The following is a 13692-nucleotide window of genomic DNA, read 5'->3' on the forward strand; positions in this document are numbered from 1 at the left end:
ACCCCGTCCGGGGGAGGTCCGGCCCCGGGACCGGGCAGCGCCGCCGGCGCCCGGGCAGGCTTGCGGACATGCGACAGCAGTACGACACGGATACGTCAACGCCCCCGGTGGCCTTCTCGGTCGCCGACGCCTTCACCCTGCGCACGGCCCTGGACGCCCTCGGCGGGGTCCGCGGCCTCGACACCCTCGACGCGGCCTGCGGGCACGGCACCACCACCCGGCTGCTGGCGAGCGGCGGAGCCCGCCGCGCGGTGGGCGTCGACAACTGTCCCGAACGCATCCGGCGGGCGCGGGAGGGCGGGGGAGGCGCCGAGGGCGCCGAGGTCGAGTACGTCCTGGTCGATGACGCGGCCGGGATGCCGCGACTGGGCCCCTTCGACCTGGCCACCGCCGTGTACCTGTTCAACCAGGCCCACGACAGGCCCGCCCTGCACGCCATGTTCCGCGCCGTCCGCGCCAGCCTGCGCCCCGGCGGCCGGCTCCTCGCCATCGTGCCGAACCCGGGCGCCTTCCCGTACGCGGACTGGGCGCCGTACGGGATCAGCGTCGTCGAGCGGGCTCCGGGCGGCGACGCGCCCCTGCTCCGGGCCCGGCTGGAGACCGATCCGCCGGTCCCGTTCGAATGCCGGGAGTGGGCCCACGCCGACTTCGCCGAGGCCGCCGCCGACGCCGGCTTCTCCACCGTCTCCTGGCAGCCGACCCGGACCCCGCCGGCGTGTGCGATCCGCGACGAGACGTACTGGGCCCGCTACCGCACGGCCCCGGTGGGCTCCCTGATGAACTGCGTGGCGTGACCTGCCGGTACGGCCTCGCGGTCAGTCCTCCGTCGCCGCCCTGCGCACCAGCGCCACGATCAGGTCGCGCGCGGCCCTGCCCTCCGGGACGGGCAGCAGCGGGTACGCGTGCGGCAGCCCCGGCTCCTCGTGGAACTCCACCTCCACGCCGGCCGCCCGGGCCCGGCGCAGCAGTTCGCGGCTGTCGGTCGTCAGGACGTCCCGGGTGCCCGTGAACACCGTCAGGGGGGCCAGCCCCGCGAACGACCCGTGCAGCGGGCTCACCCGCGGGTCGTCGGCCGCCAGGTTGCCCGCGTACAGCCGCCCGGCCTCCCGCAGTCCGGTGCGGGCCAGCATCGGGTCGCCGGCCTCGATGGCCGCCTGGTCGGGGTGGCTCATGGAGACGTCCAGCCAGGGCGAGATCAGCACGATCCGGGACGGCTGCGCCCCGGTCCGGTCGCGGTCGCGCAGCCGCTGGGCCGCCGCCAGTGCCAGCCCGGCGCCGGCGGAATCCCCGATGAGCACCGTGCCGCCCGCGCCGCCGCTCGCGATCAGGCCGCTGAGCAGGTCCGCGGCGACCGGGACGGTCCGGTCGGCGGTCCCGCGCGGGGCCAGGATGTACGCCGGCACGACGACCCGGGCGCGGGCCTGGGTGACCAGCTTCCTGATCAACGACCAGTGGGGCCGGACCAACTCGTGGATGTACCCGCCGCCGTGCACGTAGAGCACCTTGGCGGTCGGCTCCGCCCCCAGCGGCGAGACGTCGTACACGGGCCACGCTCCGACGAAGGTCCGCGAGACCTCCGCGATCCGGCCCAGCGAGCGCGGCGGCAGATGGGACGCCGGCCGTCGTGCCGACTCCGCCACCCGGGCACGGACCGCCTCCGCGCTCCCGAACCGTCTTCGCCGTCCCGCCGCGATCAGCGCGACCGAAAGCGCTCTGCTGCGCAGACTCGGCACGCCCCTCACCTCCCCATTCCCGGCCCGGACCACTCCCCGGCCCCTGCCCGCCACCTCAGGAGCATAGGCGTGAAGCTGGCCTGTGGACCCGCTTAAGAAATCCTCGATGGACTGATGACCCCGCAGGTCGGCAGATTGGTGGCGTCCGCACGCTGCGGGGCCGCCGCGCCCCGTAGCGATCGCTTCCGCATGCCTGGAGCCACGCCATGAAGGCACTCGTCAAGCACAAGGCCGAGCCCGGGCTGTGGCTGATGGATGTTCCCGAGCCCGAGTACGGCGCCGGCGAGGTGCTGATCAAGGTGCTGCGCACCGGCATCTGCGGGACGGACCTGCACATCCGTTCGTGGGACGGCTGGGCGCAGGGTGCCGTCAAGACCCCGCTCGTGCTCGGCCACGAGTTCGTCGGCGAGGTGGCCGCGCTCGGCGCGGACGTGTCCGACATCGAGATCGGCGCGCTGGTCAGCGGCGAGGGCCACCTGGTGTGCGGGAGGTGCCGCAACTGCCTGGCCGGGCGCCGCCACTTGTGCCGCAGCACGATCGGTCTCGGGGTCGGCCGCGACGGCGCCTTCGCCGAGTACGTGGTGCTGCCCGCGCAGAACGTCTGGGTGCACCGGACCAAGGTGGACCTCGATGTCGCCGCGATCTTCGACCCGTTCGGCAACGCGGTGCACACCGCGCTCTCCTTCCCGCTGGTCGGCGAGGACGTGCTGATCACCGGCGCCGGCCCGATCGGGATCATGGCGGCGGCCGTGGCCCGGCACGCGGGCGCCCGCAACGTCGTCATCACCGACGTCAGCCCGGAGCGCCTCGAGATCGCCCGCAAGGCGGGCGCCACGCTCGCGCTCGACGTCTCCAAGGCGACGATCGCCGACGCGCAGGCCCAGCTCGGCCTGCGCGAGGGCTTCGACATCGGCCTGGAGATGTCCGGCCGCGGCGAGGCGATGCGCGACATGATCGACAACATGACGCACGGCGGCCGGATCGCCATGCTGGGCCTGCCGGCGCAGGAGTTCGCGGTCGACTGGGCCAAGGTCGTCACCTCGATGATCACGATCAAGGGCATCTACGGCCGCGAGATGTTCGAGACCTGGTACGCGATGACCGTGCTGCTGGAGGGCGGGCTCGACCTCAGCCCCGTCATCACCGGCCGCTACGCCTACGGGGACTTCGAGGCCGCGTTCGACGAGGCGGCGACCGCCCGCAGCGGCAAGATCATCCTGGACTGGACGCAGGCGTAGCCCTGGTGCTTAATCACATCTGAAACAGCTCCACCCGCGCGGGAAACGCGTCGCCCGCGCACGCCCGCGTGAGCTCCGCGACCGGCAGGGCCCCGTCCGAAGCCAGGAGCACCGCGTTCCCGAACCGCCGCCCCCGCAGCACCCCCGGCTCCGCGACCAGCGCCAGCTCCCCGAAGGCCGCCCCGAAGTTCGCCAGTTGCGCCCGCAGGAAGCCGAAGGGCGCCCCGTCGGCCAGGTTCGCCACGTAGACCCCGCCGGGCCGCAGGACGCGCGCCACCTCCCGCGCGTACTCCACGGAGGTCAGCGAAGCCGGCACCCGCGACCCCCCGAAGACGTCCCCCACCACGAGGTCCGCGCTCGCGGCCGGCGCCGCCGCCAGCCACGCCCGCGCGTCGGCCACGTGCACCGTGATCCCGCTGCCCGCGGCCACCGGCAGGAACTCCTCGACCAGCGACACGAGTCCGCCGTCGAAGTCGACCACGTCCTGCCGCGAGCCCGGCCGGGTCGCCGCCGCGTACCTCGCCAGCGTGAGCGCGCCCCCGCCCAGGTGCAGCAGGTCCAGCCCGGCCCCCGGCTCGCCCACGCAGTCCAGTACGTGCGCGAGGCGGCGTACGTACTCGAACTCCAGGTGCTCCGGGTCGTCGAGGTCCACGTACGACTGCGGGGCGCCGTCCACCGTCAGCAGCCAGGCCCGGTCCCGATCGACGTCCGGCATCAGCTTGGCCGTGCCCTGGGCCACGTCCCGGATCACCGGAATCTGTTCGTCACTCACCCGACCATTGTCAGGCCGCCGGGCCGGCCCAGACCTCCGCCGCCCGCGCCGCGTGCCCGGCGGCCTGCGCGAGCCCCGCCCGGGCGGCCGGATCGCGCCGCGCCGGGTCCAGCACGTTTCGCCCGAACACCTTGCGGGCTTCGGGCGAGGGCGTGATCAGCAGGACCTGCGCCCCGGCCGCCCGCAGCTGCGCGGCCTGGGCCGCCGGCGAGGGGATGAGGCCGGACCCCATGGACATCGGCGCGAGGATCACCACCCGCGCGTAGCCCGCGGCGAGGTCGGCGTTGGTCGCGGAGCGGATCCCGCCGTCGATGAACCGCCGCCCCGCGACCGTCACGGGCGGCCAGACCCCGGGAACGGCGCAGCTCGCCGACACGGCGTCGACCAGTCCGGCCGCGCTCCCCCGCTCGAAGGCGGCGAGCTCGCCGGTCAGCGCGTCGACCGCCGCGACGACCAGCCGCCGCTCGGGCCAGGCGTGCGAGACCAGCCGGGCCTCGAGCACCTTGCGGCGTTCCGCCTCCGCGCCCGTGCCGGCGGCGAGCGCGATGGCCCCGACCCGGCGCCGGTAGGCCTTCGCGTCGCGCGAGCGCACCATCGCGACGGCGTACCGCGCGATCAGGGAGGCCCCCAGCTTCGCGGTGAGCTCCCCGCCGGGGTCGCCGAGCTGGCGCTCGTACAGCTCCTGCGGGGTGAGCAGCCCGGAGGTGAGCTGCGCGCCGACGACCGAGCCGGCCGAGGTCCCGACGACGAGGTCGGCGCCGAAGAGGTCGACGCCCGCGCGGGCGAGCCCGTACAGCATTCCGGCCTCCCAGCCCACGCCGGTCAGCCCGCCGCCGCCGAGCACCAGCGCGGTGCCCTTGCCCCCGCCGTTGCCCTCGCCGTTGCCCTCTCCCCCGGCCCCGCCCGCGCCGTCGCCGTCGCCGTTGCCCGTGCCGTCGCCGTTGCCCGTGCCGTCGCCGTTGCCCGTGCCGTCGCCGCCCATGAGCCGCCCGCCCCTTCGTACACGTCGTACACGCCAGTGGTGACGGCAGTCTGGCGCAACCGGACCACCGCCACCACAACGGGTACCGGCCGGCTACCCGACCTCGGTCACCGTCCCCGCTCCGACGGTGCGGCCGCCCTCGCGGATCGCGAATCCGAGGCCGCTCTCCAGCGGGACGTCCCGGCCGAGCTCGACGGTCATGGTGACCGTGTCACCCGGCCGGGCCACGCCCGCCCCGCCCAGGTCCACGTCGCCCACCACGTCGGCGGTGCGGATGTAGAACTGCGGCCGGTAGCCGGAGGCCACCGCCGTGGTGCGGCCGCCCTCCCGGGCGGACAGGACGTACACCCGCGCCGTGAAGCGCCTGGAGGGGACGACGCTGCCGGGCGCGGCCACCACGTGCCCGCGGCGCACCGCGTCGCGCGGCACCCCGCGCAGCAGGAGGGCGACGTTGTCCCCGGCCTCGGCGGACTCCATCGGCTTCCCGAAGGTCTCCAGCCCCGTGACCACGGACTCCACGGGCTCGCCGACGCCGCCGAGGAGGGCGACGCGGTCGCCCGTCCGCACGGTGCCGCGCTCGACGGCGCCGGTGACGACGGTGCCGCGACCGGTGATGGTGAGGACGTTCTCCACCGGCATCAGGAACGGCGCGTCCGTGTACCGCACGGGCATGGGCACGTACGTGTCCACGGCGTCGAGCAGGGCCAGGATCGCCGAGGTCCAGCGCGGGTCGCCGTCCAGCGCCCCGAGCCCGGAGACCCGTACGACCGGGGTGCTGTCCCCGCCGTAGCCGTTCGCGGTGAGCAGCTCGCGCACCTCCAGCTCGACGAGGTCGGTGAGCTCGGGGTCCCCGGCGTCGGCCTTGTTCAGCGCGACCACGATGTGGTCGACGCCGACCTGCCGGGCGAGGAGCACGTGCTCGGCGGTCTGCGGCATGACCCCGTCGAGCGCGGAGACGACGAGGATCGCCCCGTCGAGCTGGGCCGCACCCGTGACCATGTTTTTGACGTAGTCGGCGTGACCGGGCATGTCGACGTGCGCGTAGTGCCGGGTGTCGGTCTCGTACTCGACGTGCGCGAGGTTGATGGTGATGCCGCGCCGGGCCTCCTCGGGGGCCCGGTCGATGCGGTCGAAGGGCACGTAGGAGGCGCCGCCGCGCTCGGCGAGGACCTTGGTGATGGCGGCGGTCAGCGTCGTCTTGCCGTGGTCGACGTGACCCATGGTGCCGATGTTGAGGTGCGGCTTGGTGCGCACGAAGGCCGTCTTGGCCATGATGTCTTCCCGTGTGGTCCGAAGCTGGATGTTCGGGACCCCCTGAGCGAACCGACCCTCCCCCTGCGGGGTCCGCCGGACGATCCGGTATGGGTCAGCTTCGTGCGCCGCCGAATGCGGTTGCGCCCGCGGTGTGTTCCGCGAGGAGGGCAGCCTTCGGCGCGTCCGCGACTGCGGACGGCGCTGCGGGGAAGGCGTGCCTGGACATGTGGCCGATCCTGCCGGATCGGGCACGGACCGTCGAACGGTTATTCGCCGAACCGCGCGCTCTCTAGTGCCGTGACCGGAAAGGTCCACCGGGTCGCGGCGCCCGGCACGGCACCTCGCCGCGTTGTCGGACCACGCGAGTACGTCCAGTACGCGACGTGATCCTCCGCCTTGCGATGCACCGCACCGGACACCGCGACCCGGCAAACCTTTCCGGTCACGGCACTAGAGGTTCTTGAGCGCCTCGCGGACCGACAGCGGGGACAGCCGGCGGCCTTCCGCGGCGACGAAGGCGCGCACCGCGCCGGGGTCCGTCTTGGCGTACTCGCGCAGGCACCAGCCGATGGCCTTGCGGACGAAGAAGTCCGGGTGGCCGCCCTGGCGCCGGCAGTAGGCGAAGAGCCGCTCGGTGTCGGTCGCGGACTTGTACCGGAGCTGGTGCAGGAGCGCGGTGCGGGCCACCCACACGTCCTCGTCCCCGATCCACTCGTCCATCACGGCCGCGAGCGCCGGGTCGGCCGCCACCAGCGGGCCCACCACGTGCGCGGCGAGCGCGTCCACGGTGTCCCACCAGGGGACGGTGGTGATCAGGTGCCGGGCGAGGGGGAGGAGGTCCGAGGAGCAGCGCCCGACGTTGCGGCGCAGGTAGTCGGCGGCGAAGTAGTGGTACTCACGCTGCGGAAGCTCCCAGCAGCGCAGCGCGAGCGCGGTGCAGTCCGTCTCGTCCGGTTTCGGGGTGTTCTTGGTCACGGCCTTCGACAGTTCGCGCCGCAGCGGGGTGCGGATCCCGAGGAAGGGCGCGACGCCCTTCATGTACGCGGCCATGTGCGCGGCCTGCTCCGCGTCCGCGGCGGCGCCGAAGGAGCCGGTGAGGCGCTCCGCCAGCAGCTCCGCGAGGGGGCTCCGCGGAACCGGCGGACGCGGCTGGTCGTTCGGCTGCATGAGGCCCAGATTACGGCGCGCGGCCACACGGGTCGGTTAGTCTCCCGGAATGTCCCTCCTCCTCGCGCCGTGGACCCGGCTCTCGCTGCTCGTCGCGCTGCTCCTGGCGGCCGGCGTCTGCGTCGTGCTGTACGAGCCCCAGCGCCTGCTGTCGGAGGGCTGGCCCCCGGGGCTCCCGGTGGGTGTGGCGGTGCTGCTCTTCGCCGGGGCGTACGGGGTGTGCACGGCCGCCCTGGTGCCGCGCCCCCTGCTGAACCTGGCGTCCGGGGCCCTCTTCGGGTCCGTGTTCGGCCTGCCCGCGGCGGTCGCGGGCTCGGTCATCGGCGCCGGCATCTCCTTCGGCCTCGGCCGGATGATGGGCCGCGACGCCCTGCGCCCGCTGATCCGCGGCCGCTGGCTGCAGGCCGCCGACGACCAGTTGGCCCGGCACGGATTCCGCTCGATGCTGGCGGTGCGGATCTTCCCCGGCCTGCCCTTCGCGGTGGCCAACTACGGTGCGGCGCTGTCGCGCTGCGGCTGGCTGCCCTTCCTGCTCGCCACCGCGATCGGCGTGGTCCCGAACACCGCCGCCTACGTGGTCGCCGGCGCCAGCGCCTCCTCCCCCACCTCCCCCGCCTTCCTCGCCTCGTTCGGCTTCATCGCCGCCTCCGCGGTGGGGGCCGCGGTCGTCGCCTGGCGCAAGCGGCACCGGCTGGCTCCCGTACGGGAGTCCGCGCCCCGGCCGGGGCGAGTGCCCGTACGGGCCCGCGAACTGACGCCGGTACACCCCCCTGTGGTCACGGCCGCACCCCACGGGCCCTAGCATCGGACCCGAACTGCCCGACGATCACAAGGACGAGCGCACCCCGACATGAGCTGGTTCGAATCCCTAATCCTCGGTCTCGTCCAGGGGCTTACGGAGTTCCTCCCGATCTCCTCCAGCGCCCACCTGCGGCTGACCGCGGCGTTCGCCGACTGGACCGATCCGGGAGCGGCCTTCACCGCCATCACGCAGATCGGCACCGAGGCCGCCGTGCTGATCTATTTCCGCAAGGACATCGCGCGGATCGTCTCCACCTGGTTCCGCTCGCTGTACACCAAGGCGCTGCGCTCCGAGCAGGACGCCAAGATGGGCTGGCTGGTGATCGTCGGATCGATTCCGATCGGTGTGCTGGGCCTCGTCTTCAAGGAGCAGATCGAGGGCCCGTTCCGCGATCTGCGGCTGATCGCCACCAGCCTCATCGTGATGGGCATCGTGCTCGGCGTCGCGGACCGGCTGGCCGCCCGTGACGAGGAGGGCGGCCGGCACCGCGCCGTCCGCGAGCGCAAGACGCTCAAGGAGCTGGGCGTCAAGGACGGCCTGATCTTCGGCCTCTGCCAGGCGATGGCACTGATCCCGGGCGTCTCCCGCTCCGGTGCGACGCTCTCCGGCGGTCTGCTGCTGGGCTTCACCCGGGAGGCGGCGGCCCGCTACTCCTTCCTCCTCGCCATCCCGGCCGTCCTGGCCTCGGGCCTGTTCGAGATCAAGGACGTGATCGAGGAGCCGGGCCACATCGCGTGGGGGCAGACGATCTTCGCCACGGTCGTCGCCTTCCTGGTCGGCTACGCGGTCATCGCCTGGTTCATGAAGTTCATCTCCAGCAGGAGCTTCATGCCCTTCGTGATCTACCGGATCCTGCTCGGCATCGTGGTGTTCGCCCTGATCGGCACGGGTGAGCTCAGCCCGCACGCCGGCGAGTCGGCGGGCCATTAACGGCGCCGCCCACCGCATCGCGTGAATCGGAGGCCGTTCGGGAACGTTCCCGGGCGGCCTCCGCGTCGTTGTGCCTGGAGAGACCTGAAGCGATCTGAAGACGAGCTGCAGGGGGTGTCCCATGGGTCGAGTGGTGTTGGAGCGGTTTCCGGCCGGAAGTCCGAGGGGGAGCTGGCCGGCCGAGGAGTACGCGGCACAGCGCACGCGCGAGGGCGTGCCGGCCGAGGTGGTGATGGACCTGGCCAGCGATGCGTTCCTCGTCGTGGTCCGCCCGCGGGAGGCGCGTTCCGGCCGTTGAGCGGCCACCGGAAGATCCGGATCCCGCACGCCTCTTGGCCTGCGCGCCCGCCGCCCTCACACTGACCCGATGACGCAGCGTGTGGACCTTGCGACCGTGATGGACCGGCTGGCGATCGACGAGGTGGTCTCGGGGTACGCGGTGGCCGTCGACGACGGCGACTGGGCCGCCTACCGCGCCCTGTTCGCCCCGGGAGGGCGCGCCGACTACAGCTCGGCCGGCGGGGTCGAGGGGCCGGCGGACGAGGTCGCGGGCTGGCTCGAGGAGACGATGAAGCTGTTCCCGGTGCGCCAGCACCTCATCGTCAACCGGCTGATCCGCGTAGCGGACCTGGGCGGCTCCCCCGGCGACACGGCGGAGGTGCGGGCGGACTTCCTCAACCCGATGCGGCTGGCCGGCGAGGAGTTCGACGGCACGGTCACCGCGCCCAACTTCGTCGCCGCGGGCCGCTACACCTTCGCCCTCGCCCGCACCGCCCGCGCCGGCTGGCGGCTGTCGCGGGTCACCGTCCACGAGAAGTGGCGCCACATGTCGGCCTGAGGCGTCCTGCTGTTCCACACTGGATGCGGAGGCGCGTCATGGTGTTCACCGTCCCCGGGCCGCAGCGGTGGTGGCGTGCGGCGGCCGCCGTCGCCGCCGGGGCGCTGCCCTGCCTGGCCTTCCCCGCCCCGGCTCTCTGGTGGTTCGCCTACGTCGCCCTCGTGCCCTGGATGCTGCTGCTGAGGTCGGCGCCCACCGGCCGGCGCGCCGCCCTGGAGGGCTGGCTCGGCGGAGCCGGGTTCGTGTTCGCCGTGCACCACTGGCTGCTGCCCAGCCTGCACGTGTTCCTCTTCGCCCTGGCCGCGCTGCTGGGCCTGCTCTGGATCCCCTGGGCCCTGCTGGTGCGGGAGCTGCTCGGCGCCGCCCCGGGTCCGGGGCGTGCGACGGCCGCGCTGGTCCTCGTACCGGCGGGGTGGCTGCTGTCGGAGCTGGCGCGGTCCTGGCAGGGGCTGGGCGGGCCGTGGGGGCTGCTCGGGGCCAGTCAGTGGCAGGTGCCGCCCGCCCTGCGGCTGGCTTCGGTGGGCGGGGTCTGGCTGGTCGGCCTGCTGGTGGTGGCGGTGAACTGCGCGGTGGTGCTGCTGGTCGCGGTGCCGGGGGCGCGGGCTCCGGCGCTCGCCGGGGTGACGGGGTGCGCGGTGCTGACCGGCGCGGTGTGGCTGTGGGCGCCGCGCCCTGAGGCGTCGGGTTCGCTGCGGGTGGCCGTCGTGCAGCCGGGCCTGGTCGCGGACGGCACGGACGCCCCGGAGCGGCGGTTCGCCCTCGGCGAGCGGCTGACCCGGACCCTGGCGGGACAGCGTCCGGACCTGGTGGTGTGGGGCGAGAGCAGCGTCGGCGAGGACCTGACGGCCCGACCGGACCTCGCCCGGCGGCTCGCCGCCCTGTCGGCCGAGGTCGGGGCTCCGCTGCTGGTCAATGTGGACGCCCGGGCCGCCGACCGGCCCGGGATCCGCAAATCGGCGGTCCTCGTCGGACCGCGTGGCCCCACCGGCGACCGGTACGACAAGATGCGCCTGGTCCCCTTCGGGGAGTACGTGCCGGCCCGCGCCCTGCTGGGCTGGGCCACCTCGGTCGGCAAGGCCGCCGACGAGAACCGCGTCCCGGGCGGCGCCCAGGTCCTGATGGAGCTGCCCGGCCGCCCGGACGTCCGCGTCGGCCCGCTGGTCTGCTTCGAGTCGGCGTTCCCCGACATGAGCCGCCACCTGGCCCGCGACGGAGCCGCCCTGCTGATCGACCAGTCGGCCACGTCCAGCTTCCAGGACGGCTGGGCCCCGGCCCAGCACGCCTCGCTGTCGGCGCTGCGCGCCGCCGAGACCGGCCGGCCCGTGGTCCACGCCACCCTGACCGGCATCAGCGAGGTGCGCGGTGCGGACGGCGGGCGGATCGGGCAGCCGCTGTCCACCTCGGCGAGCACGGCGCGGCTGTACGAGGTCCCGCTCGCCCGGGGCACGACGGCGTACGTCCGCTTCGGCGACTGGGCGGTGGGCGCCGCGCTCGCGGCCCTGGCGGGCTACGGCGCGGTGACGGGCGCCCGCCGCGCACGGCTCGGCCGGCCGACCGGGGCCGCGGCGGCCGCCGGGGACACCGGGGCCGCCGGGGCCACCGCCGCTCCGGGCCCGGGCGTGGCCGGGACGCCGCCGGTCAGCGCGCCTGCTCCAGAGCCGACTCCACCACCCGCTCGCAGAGCTCGTGGGTGAGCAGCGCGTCGCGGGCGCTGAGCGTCGTGCCCGTCTCGACGGCCGTCAGGAAGGCGTCCACGACCTGTTCGATGCCGCGCTGGCGGGCGACCGGCACCCAGTCCCCGCGCCGCCGGATCGTCGGCTGGCCCTTGTGGTCGATGATCTCCGCGAGGTTGACGACCTGGCGCTTGGTGTCCTGTCCGGAGACCTCCAGGACCTCCTCGGTGGAACCGGAGAGCCGGTTCATGATGCCGAGCGCGGTGAAGCCCTCACCGGACATCTGGAGCACCACCTGGCTCATCAGGCCGTCGCGCACCACGGCCCGCACGTCGACCTGGTCGGTCTCGCCCGGCAGCAGGAAGCGCAGGGTGTCGACGACGTGGATGAAGTCGTCCAGGACGAAGGTCCGCACGTCCTCGGGCAGCCCGACCCGGTTCTTCTGCATGACGATCAGCTCGCGCGGGTGGTCGGCGCACTGCGAGTAGCCGGGCGCGTGGCGGCGGTTGAAGCCGACGGCGAGCGAGACCCCTCGCTCCTCGGCCAGTTCGACCAGGCGCCGCGAGTCCGCGAGCTCGTAGGCGATCGGCTTGTCCACGTACGTCGGGACGCCCGCCTCCAGCAGCCGTTCCACGATCTCGGGGTGGACGGCCGTCGGGGCGTGCACGAAGGCCGCGTCGAGCTTCTGCGCGAGCAGCGAGTCGAGGTCGGCGTGCAGGCGACCCGCCGGGAGGTGGTGGTGTGCGCCGACCCGCTCCAGAGTGGCCGGGGTCCGGGTCTGCAAGTGCAGTTCGAGCCCTGGACGGGTGGCGAGAACGGGCAGGTACGCCTTCTGCGCGATGTCGCCGAGTCCGATACAGCCGACCTTCACCGGGAGCCTCCAGATGTGTTCCTCGTGGGATGTGAGCAGCCTAATCGCTGGTGGGCACGGGTGCGTTCGACAAGGATGAGGGCATGACCCCCAACAGCGGATCACACCGCAGCGAACCTTCCACCACGGCCGACGAGCGCGAGATGCTCGACGGCTGGCTCGATTACCACCGCTCCACCCTCGTCTGGAAGTGCCAGGGCCTCTCGGACGAACAGCTGCGCACGAGCCCGCTGCCGCCGTCCGAACTGAGCCTGCTGGGGCTGGTGCGGCACATGGCGGAGGTGGAGCGGTACTGGTTCCGGGAGATCGCGCTGGGCGAGGACCTCCCCGAGCTGTACTGCACCGGTGACGACCCGGACGGGGACTTCCACTTCACCGGGAAGGACACCTGGGCCGAGGCCGAGCAGGTGTGGCAGACCGAGGTCGAGCTGGCCCGGCAGGCGGCGGCCGGCCGCTCCCTGGAGCAGACCTCGCAGGCCGAGGACCACCACCGCGGCGAGGTGTTCAGCCTGCGCTGGATCTACACCCACATGATCGAGGAGTACGCGCGCCACAACGGCCACGCCGACCTGCTGCGCGAGCAGCTCGACGGTTCCACGGGCGACTAGCGGCAGAACCCCCCGGGTTTCTGGGCTGCCGGACTGCCGGGCCGTGTCAGCGGGCGGGCAGCCGTCACCCGTGGGGGGTGAATATCGGCTCCGGGTTTTCGCAACGGGGTCCTCGCACAGCAGAGTTGCGCGGGTGCATCCAACCCGAACCACGACAAAGCTGCTGCTCGGAGTCGCCTGTGCGGTCTCGGCCGTCTCCGGCTGCGTGAACGTGACCCCGGCCCCCGTGCAACCGGCGACCGCTCCCGGTGCCCCGGGGGAGCCGCCCCGGCACGAGCCCCGCGGCGGGCCGGGGGCCACGCCGGTGGTCGTCCAGGCACCCGCTCTGGAGGCGCTGAAGGCGGTGCCGGGCCGCCCTGCCGGGCCCGCGCCCTCGGCTACCGGCCGGCGGGTCGCCGAGCGCTCCGCGGCGCCGGCCGCGCAGGCCGGTACGCCGGACCGGGGCGCCGGCTCCGGAGCCCCGGCGGGCGCTCCCCCGGTCCCGGACATCCCGGAGCCCCGCCGGCCCGGCGACCCGCACCGGGACCGCGCCGACGGGCGGCCCGGCGGCCACCGCCCGGTACTCCTCCCCGACCAGCGCCGCCGCCAGTGCGCGCGGGCCGCGCTGACACCGTGCACCTGCCAGGGCGCCAAGCTGGTGTCGGGGGGGTACGGCGAGCCGGCCCGGGAGCGGGGCCCGGGGCACCTCGTAGCGGGGGCGAAGCGGGTGAAGGGGGAGTCGAGGGCGTTCGGCGCGTAGGCCCCGTCCGGGCGGTACGGGTTGCCGGGCCCGGCCCCAGGGGGCGGGCCCGGCAACCCGTACCGCCCGGACGGGGCCTACGCGC

15 protein-coding genes are annotated in these 13692 nt (G+C 74.1%); 9 read left to right on the forward strand and 6 right to left on the reverse strand.

Annotated elements, in window-relative coordinates; all coding sequences use genetic code 11:
* Positions 1 to 68 precede the first annotated feature (68 nt).
* Positions 69 to 794 (forward strand): class I SAM-dependent methyltransferase, encoded by a 726-nt coding sequence (locus DRB89_RS32385; protein ID WP_112451700.1) that lies wholly within the window; start codon positions 69 to 71, stop codon positions 792 to 794.
* Between the two features lie 21 nt (positions 795 to 815).
* Here DRB89_RS32385 and DRB89_RS32390 read toward each other — a convergent pair whose 3' ends face one another.
* Positions 816 to 1733, reverse strand: coding sequence for an alpha/beta hydrolase (locus DRB89_RS32390; protein WP_239516438.1), 918 nt, complete (start codon positions 1731 to 1733; stop codon positions 816 to 818).
* Between the two features lie 206 nt (positions 1734 to 1939).
* On the opposite strand from DRB89_RS32390, the gene tdh reads away from it, so the two are divergent.
* On the forward strand, positions 1940 to 2971 hold the full coding sequence (tdh, locus tag DRB89_RS32395; protein ID WP_112451698.1) for an L-threonine 3-dehydrogenase: 1032 nt from the start codon (positions 1940 to 1942) through the stop codon (positions 2969 to 2971).
* A gap of 13 nt (positions 2972 to 2984) precedes the next feature.
* On the opposite strand, the gene DRB89_RS32400 is transcribed toward tdh, so the two are convergent.
* The 4 genes from DRB89_RS32400 to DRB89_RS32415 all read right to left on the reverse strand — a co-directional run bounded on the left by DRB89_RS32400 (position 2985) and on the right by DRB89_RS32415 (position 7146).
* Positions 2985 to 3686 (reverse strand): fused MFS/spermidine synthase, encoded by a 702-nt coding sequence (locus DRB89_RS32400; protein ID WP_204358204.1) that lies wholly within the window; start codon positions 3684 to 3686, stop codon positions 2985 to 2987.
* 67 nt (positions 3687 to 3753) lie between these two features.
* Positions 3754 to 4725, reverse strand: a complete 972-nt coding sequence (locus DRB89_RS32405; protein ID WP_112463525.1) for a patatin-like phospholipase family protein — start codon at positions 4723 to 4725, stop codon at positions 3754 to 3756.
* Positions 4726 to 4818: 93 nt separating this feature from the next.
* Positions 4819 to 5997: an elongation factor Tu gene (tuf, locus tag DRB89_RS32410; protein WP_112452014.1), complete on the reverse strand. Its 1179-nt coding sequence runs from the start codon at positions 5995 to 5997 to the stop codon at positions 4819 to 4821.
* A gap of 432 nt (positions 5998 to 6429) precedes the next feature.
* A complete protein-coding gene (locus DRB89_RS32415) occupies positions 6430 to 7146 on the reverse strand; it encodes a DNA alkylation repair protein (RefSeq protein ID WP_112454100.1) in 717 nt (238 codons plus the stop codon).
* Between the two features lie 49 nt (positions 7147 to 7195).
* Here DRB89_RS32415 and DRB89_RS32420 point away from each other — a divergent pair, with 49 nt between their 5' ends.
* The 5 genes from DRB89_RS32420 to lnt all read left to right on the forward strand — a co-directional run bounded on the left by DRB89_RS32420 (position 7196) and on the right by lnt (position 11410).
* Positions 7196 to 7948 (forward strand): TVP38/TMEM64 family protein, encoded by a 753-nt coding sequence (locus tag DRB89_RS32420; protein WP_112452015.1) that lies wholly within the window; start codon positions 7196 to 7198, stop codon positions 7946 to 7948.
* Positions 7949 to 7996: 48 nt separating this feature from the next.
* Positions 7997 to 8878, forward strand: coding sequence for an undecaprenyl-diphosphate phosphatase (locus tag DRB89_RS32425; protein WP_112452016.1), 882 nt, complete (start codon positions 7997 to 7999; stop codon positions 8876 to 8878).
* A 121-nt stretch (positions 8879 to 8999) separates the two neighbouring features.
* Complete coding sequence (locus tag DRB89_RS43890; protein WP_204357891.1) at positions 9000 to 9176, forward strand: hypothetical protein; 177 nt, start codon at positions 9000 to 9002, stop codon at positions 9174 to 9176.
* Between the two features lie 69 nt (positions 9177 to 9245).
* Complete coding sequence (locus tag DRB89_RS32430) at positions 9246 to 9716, forward strand: nuclear transport factor 2 family protein (protein ID WP_112452017.1); 471 nt, start codon at positions 9246 to 9248, stop codon at positions 9714 to 9716.
* Between the two features lie 38 nt (positions 9717 to 9754).
* The gene (gene lnt, locus DRB89_RS32435) at positions 9755 to 11410 is read left to right on the forward strand and encodes an apolipoprotein N-acyltransferase (protein ID WP_112452018.1); all 1656 of its coding nucleotides are present in this window, start codon (positions 9755 to 9757) and stop codon (positions 11408 to 11410) included.
* Here lnt and DRB89_RS32440 read toward each other — a convergent pair.
* Positions 11355 to 12260: a Gfo/Idh/MocA family oxidoreductase gene (locus DRB89_RS32440; RefSeq protein ID WP_112452019.1), complete on the reverse strand. Its 906-nt coding sequence runs from the start codon at positions 12258 to 12260 to the stop codon at positions 11355 to 11357. The genes lnt and DRB89_RS32440 overlap by 56 nt on opposite strands.
* A gap of 83 nt (positions 12261 to 12343) precedes the next feature.
* On the opposite strand from DRB89_RS32440, the gene DRB89_RS32445 reads away from it, so the two are divergent.
* Both DRB89_RS32445 and DRB89_RS43895 read left to right on the forward strand, forming a co-directional pair.
* The gene (locus DRB89_RS32445) at positions 12344 to 12868 is read left to right on the forward strand and encodes a DinB family protein (RefSeq protein ID WP_112452020.1); all 525 of its coding nucleotides are present in this window, start codon (positions 12344 to 12346) and stop codon (positions 12866 to 12868) included.
* 133 nt (positions 12869 to 13001) lie between these two features.
* Positions 13002 to 13607, forward strand: a complete 606-nt coding sequence (locus DRB89_RS43895) for a hypothetical protein (protein ID WP_204358163.1) — start codon at positions 13002 to 13004, stop codon at positions 13605 to 13607.
* The last annotated feature ends 85 nt before the right edge of the window (positions 13608 to 13692 follow it).

The sequence above is a fragment of the Streptomyces sp. ICC4 genome (assembly GCF_003287915.1).
Lineage (GTDB): Bacteria > Actinomycetota > Actinomycetes > Streptomycetales > Streptomycetaceae > Streptomyces > Streptomyces tritrimontium.

What these genes read in the sequence shown, in the direction of transcription:
- DRB89_RS32385 (WP_112451700.1), top strand. Translation starts at nt 69, where the DNA reads ATGCGACAGCAGTACGACACGGATACGTCAACGCCCCCGGTGGCCTTC.
- DRB89_RS32405 (WP_112463525.1), bottom strand. Translation starts at nt 4,725, where the DNA reads ATGGGCGGCGACGGCACGGGCAACGGCGACGGCACGGGCAACGGCGAC.
- DRB89_RS32420 (WP_112452015.1), top strand. Translation starts at nt 7,196, where the DNA reads ATGTCCCTCCTCCTCGCGCCGTGGACCCGGCTCTCGCTGCTCGTCGCG.
- DRB89_RS32445 (WP_112452020.1), top strand. Translation starts at nt 12,344, where the DNA reads ATGACCCCCAACAGCGGATCACACCGCAGCGAACCTTCCACCACGGCC.
- lnt (WP_112452018.1), top strand. Translation starts at nt 9,755, where the DNA reads ATGGTGTTCACCGTCCCCGGGCCGCAGCGGTGGTGGCGTGCGGCGGCC.
- DRB89_RS32425 (WP_112452016.1), top strand. Translation starts at nt 7,997, where the DNA reads ATGAGCTGGTTCGAATCCCTAATCCTCGGTCTCGTCCAGGGGCTTACG.
- DRB89_RS32430 (WP_112452017.1), top strand. Translation starts at nt 9,246, where the DNA reads ATGACGCAGCGTGTGGACCTTGCGACCGTGATGGACCGGCTGGCGATC.
- DRB89_RS32400 (WP_204358204.1), bottom strand. Translation starts at nt 3,686, where the DNA reads ATGCCGGACGTCGATCGGGACCGGGCCTGGCTGCTGACGGTGGACGGC.
- tuf (WP_112452014.1), bottom strand. Translation starts at nt 5,997, where the DNA reads ATGGCCAAGACGGCCTTCGTGCGCACCAAGCCGCACCTCAACATCGGC.
- tdh (WP_112451698.1), top strand. Translation starts at nt 1,940, where the DNA reads ATGAAGGCACTCGTCAAGCACAAGGCCGAGCCCGGGCTGTGGCTGATG.
- DRB89_RS43890 (WP_204357891.1), top strand. Translation starts at nt 9,000, where the DNA reads ATGGGTCGAGTGGTGTTGGAGCGGTTTCCGGCCGGAAGTCCGAGGGGG.
- DRB89_RS32415 (WP_112454100.1), bottom strand. Translation starts at nt 7,146, where the DNA reads ATGCAGCCGAACGACCAGCCGCGTCCGCCGGTTCCGCGGAGCCCCCTC.